Source organism: Patescibacteria group bacterium, from assembly GCA_022560785.1.
In the GTDB taxonomy this organism is placed as follows: domain Bacteria; phylum Patescibacteriota; class Minisyncoccia; order Phycocordibacterales; family JADFSL01; genus JADFSL01.
This window is the reverse complement of record JADFSL010000039.1, coordinates 1-3,897: the sequence shown is the minus strand read 5'-3', so window position 1 is coordinate 3,897 and position 3,897 is coordinate 1. Positions and strand designations below refer to the sequence as shown.

The 3,897-nt window shown below is 41.5% G+C and carries 4 protein-coding genes; 2 read left to right on the top strand and 2 right to left on the bottom strand.

The window, feature by feature from the left end; genetic code table 11:
- Nucleotides 1–338: 338 nt before the first annotated feature.
- A complete protein-coding gene (locus tag IIB50_03020) occupies nucleotides 339–1,679 on the bottom strand; it encodes a transposase (protein ID MCH7530060.1) in 1,341 nt (446 codons plus the stop codon).
- Between the two features lie 315 nt (nucleotides 1,680–1,994).
- Between IIB50_03020 and IIB50_03015 the strand changes: the two genes are divergently transcribed.
- Nucleotides 1,995–2,318, top strand: a complete 324-nt coding sequence (locus tag IIB50_03015; GenBank protein ID MCH7530059.1) for a hypothetical protein — start codon at nucleotides 1,995–1,997, stop codon at nucleotides 2,316–2,318.
- Nucleotides 2,319–2,354: 36 nt separating this feature from the next.
- The gene (locus IIB50_03010) at nucleotides 2,355–2,675 is read left to right on the top strand and encodes a transposase (GenBank protein MCH7530058.1); all 321 of its coding nucleotides are present in this window, start codon (nucleotides 2,355–2,357) and stop codon (nucleotides 2,673–2,675) included.
- A 363-nt stretch (nucleotides 2,676–3,038) separates the two neighbouring features.
- Here IIB50_03010 and IIB50_03005 read toward each other — a convergent pair whose 3' ends face one another.
- Nucleotides 3,039–3,770 (bottom strand): FRG domain-containing protein, encoded by a 732-nt coding sequence (locus tag IIB50_03005; GenBank protein ID MCH7530057.1) that lies wholly within the window; start codon nucleotides 3,768–3,770, stop codon nucleotides 3,039–3,041.
- Between the last annotated feature and the right edge of the window lie 127 nt (nucleotides 3,771–3,897).

Here is a 3,897-nt window from a genome sequence, read left to right as displayed (position 1 = left end):
CTATTTACTAATGTTGGATTATATAAAGGACTTTTAATTATTTCTACAATGTATAATACTTATTGGCTTGAAAAACGGGAATGAACTTGACGATAAAAAAGACAAACGATATTGATAATTTACTGAATGAAGCAATTTAATTCAGTTAATATGAAGTTAGGTTTTCCTTTACTGGACATCAGAAGTCCAAGGGAGGTCATCCATGAAGAAGAAATTTGATACAGTGAAATTCCAACGAAAGGTTCGCGAAGAGTTAACCCAAGTTTACCACTAATAATATATAAATACAATAAAAACAACAAACATCATTTTTTTATGGTGACTACAGATTAATAAATTCACATATACATTAATTTTGATATAACAGGTGTGAGTTTGATTTTCAATGCGTTATAAATTCTCCTGTGAAAAGGTTCAGGCTCTGAACAGCCTCTTATATGAATACATCCGCCATCTTTTTTTACCATGGAAGTTGTTATAATCACATGAGTTGAAAGTAGTGCGCGGATACGTTTCCATCTCATGGCAATGCCGGTTTCATGAAGTTTTACTTGTATCGAGTTGAGTAAATGATATGCGAGGACTGTTATAAACAGGTGGCTGTCGGTACGGTTTTCCTTCTGGTGGAATACCGGCCGCATATTCAAATCATCCTTCAAGCATCGAAACGATTCCTCCACTCTTGTAAGCATTGTATATAAAGACCACATCTCCTTCTCGCTCAAGTCTTTGCGTGTGGTGCGCAAGAAATATAAACCCGAGAATTGTTCTTCCGCCTCTTTCTTTTTTTCAAACGCCCATGTTAGTTGTGTAACTTTTCCTTCGGATTGTTGAGTATTTATCTTATAAAACCTGCCAATCGAAGAATACTTCTCTTTCAATCGTCCTATACGCTCAATGACCTTATCATAATGCTTTACGCCGCCTCTTTTTGTTAATGATAAACTAATATCCTCGAGTCCTTTCTCAAAACGTTCCTGATATTGGGACAACATGGCCGACTCTTTTGCCAAACGTTTGCTGCTTTTGCATAAGAGAATATTTTCCGTTGCTATCCCGGCATCCATTATTACCGTAATCCCTCGTTTCTTTATTTCTGGTTCAGTAACCTCCCTCACCTTGATCTCTTCATTCTGTAAGGTTTGAAGGGTAGCAAGCAGTGTGTCCGGCTCACTTGCGGGATATACCAGTTTGCCTACTATTGCAAGCGCAGCAAGCTTGACCCGGTCATTGCTGAATCCCAAATTACTCAAACATGCTTCAAATCCCAGCTCCGCAAATGATGATAAACCTACATGTTCCGCACCAATTGTCCGTGACCGGGAATTCTTTACGCTGTTTACATTAATCGTCTCATATACCGGCGGTTCTTCAGGTTCACAAACTACTGATTGATGAGCCGAAATATTCTTCTGTACTATCTTCTGGGCATAATGCCTTGCCAGCACCTCAATCTCTTCAGCTATCTCAGGCGGCAAAAACGATGTCTGTCCGCTGAGTATTGTTTCAATACGGTCAGCCAAAAGCTTGAACTGCTCCTCAGGAATCTCCAGCCTGCCAAGATTGAGAACAGTCCTTTGCCGCGGGCCTTTCTCAGTACGATAGGATTCCATCAGGCGGTGAGAGGTGAAAATCTTTTCATAGCCTTTGTTTTTCTTTTTTATTTCTTTGATAAACATGGTATAAAGGTACAAAACATCTGATGCTGTGTCAAGATGTAAATGATAGTATGGGGCACTACATTTGCTGCATAGAAACTTCAGTTCTTTATAAACAACAGCTTACGCTAAATTGCTTCTGGTTTTTAACGCATTTTCTTGCTTTTTTGATAGAAACTTGGTAAACTTGGGTTAAGGCGAATATGCGGTTGGGAATCACTGTATCAGATACCAAGTGAATCAACGCTATCCCGTGCATTTGCAGAGTTTGCGCAAAGCAAACTACCCCAGGAAGTTCACAAAGCACTGATAAATAAACATCTATCGGAACATCTTGTGGGTCATATCTCCCGTGATAGTACAGAAATTGTTGCACGTGAGAAACCGGTCGTTAAGAAAAAGTCTGAAAAGAAGAAAAAGCGAAAACGTAAAAGAGGAAGGCCGAAAAAGGGAGAGAAAGTTCCCCCGAAAGAACCGACACGAATTGAACGTCAGGCGAAGATGAGTATAGAAGAGATGTTGGCCGATTTACCAAAAGCGTGTGATCGTGGCACAAAGAAAAACAGTAAGGGTTATACACAATCATGGAACGGGTATAAACTTCACCTTGATGTGGCTGACGGGCATATACCGATTACGGCAGTATTGACATCAGCGTAATTACATGATTCACAAGCAGCAATTCCTTTAGCTACAATGACTTCAAAGCGTGTAACGAGTTTATATGATTTAATGGATTCGGCATATGATTGGGAGAATATAAAAGATTTTAGTCGACAACTTGGACATGTGCCAATAGTAGACTCGAATTGTCGACGAGGAGAAAAGAAACATTTTGACCCTGCTGAAGAAGTACGATTTAGGGAAAGAACTACAGTTGAACGAGTAAATGGCAGGCTGAAGGATGATTTTGGAGGGCGAATGATTCGTGTACGTGGTTCAACCAAAGTTATGGCCCATCTTATGTTCGGTATCCTTGCCCTAACTGCCGATTATTTACTGAAATTTGTCCAGTAGGGAAGTAACAAAACAGCTTGAAAATTATAAATTTCTCTGAAAAAAGAGAAAATGGGGAAGTGTGTCTAAAAAAGCAGCTTTTTTGAATCTAACCTTTTGAAAATATGAAAAAGCCTATTATTTGTTGTCGCGTATATAGTCATAATCTAAATGGCTTGGAGTTTTGCAAAAGGCTCTGTAGATTTGATTATTGAGTAGATGGAGAGTGATTAAATATTATTGAGCTGGAATATCTGTATGGTAAACTTTTTATTTTGGAATACAAATAACAATAACGATCTATGCGAAACAATAAGCAATATAGCATATACACATGAAGTAGACTTATTATTTTTTGCTGAATTCAATATAGAACCAAAAGATTTAGAGAAAGCACAAAAAGAACCAAAAGAACAAAAAGAACAAAGGCGGCACCACAGGCCGGTCGGCATGATCGATTTCTTCAATCAGTACGTCATGCGGTTCGTCTATTGTTGCGGCCATCGTGTGCGCTGATTGCTGAGCAGACATCCGCCTATTATCTATAGCCGGACGAGCCACACATGCAACATTGTATGACGTGTTAGTAGCCTCGACCCAAGTGAGAAGATTGCCCGCGCTTCTCATTTGGTCGAGGTGTGCCTCGACATCTTTATCTACCGCCTCCGACTCGTTTAGTGCGTTGGTGTTGAAGGACCAGATAGCACCATCGTGCTCGAGATCATCTATTGCAGCAAAGTACGCGGCGACCCAGGGCGAATAAGTCCAATCGAGCAGCCTTGTGGGTGCGCCATAGTGCTGCATGAGACTCAGCGTACCAACAACAGTTGACATGATGCCACTCTCGGTCCGGCTAAGGTGCATATGGCCCTGTTTAACGAATCGATCGATCGATGCAGCTTCGACCATCGCGGCCGTTTTGGCGAGTCTTTCGGGTTCTGTCGAAGGATCCGGTTTTACCCTATGCCTATGTTTGAGTGCTCTGGTGAATCTAGTAATCAGGTGTTCCCATTCCGCCCTCGACTGGCCCCGGCAGAGATACGGTGCAGTGCCGATCGTCAGCAACATCAAGGCCAATTCCTCTACGCTGCTAGCAGTCTGTTCTGTCCATGCCATCGTAAGTTCCCTACTTTCCGCGGACCGACGCCGCCTGCGGTCATGATACCATGAGGCAAGGTAGAGCGACTACTTTTGCTTCATCATCCTTTGGAGCGGAAAACGGATCGGTTCGTTTGATCGATCC

Bases quoted from the DNA above. Each gene is read 5' to 3' on its own strand.
- IIB50_03020 (MCH7530060.1), bottom strand. From the start codon at position 1,679: ATGTTTATCAAAGAAATAAAAAAGAAAAACAAAGGCTATGAAAAGATT.
- IIB50_03010 (MCH7530058.1), top strand. From the start codon at position 2,355: ATGACTTCAAAGCGTGTAACGAGTTTATATGATTTAATGGATTCGGCA.
- IIB50_03005 (MCH7530057.1), bottom strand. From the start codon at position 3,770: ATGGCATGGACAGAACAGACTGCTAGCAGCGTAGAGGAATTGGCCTTG.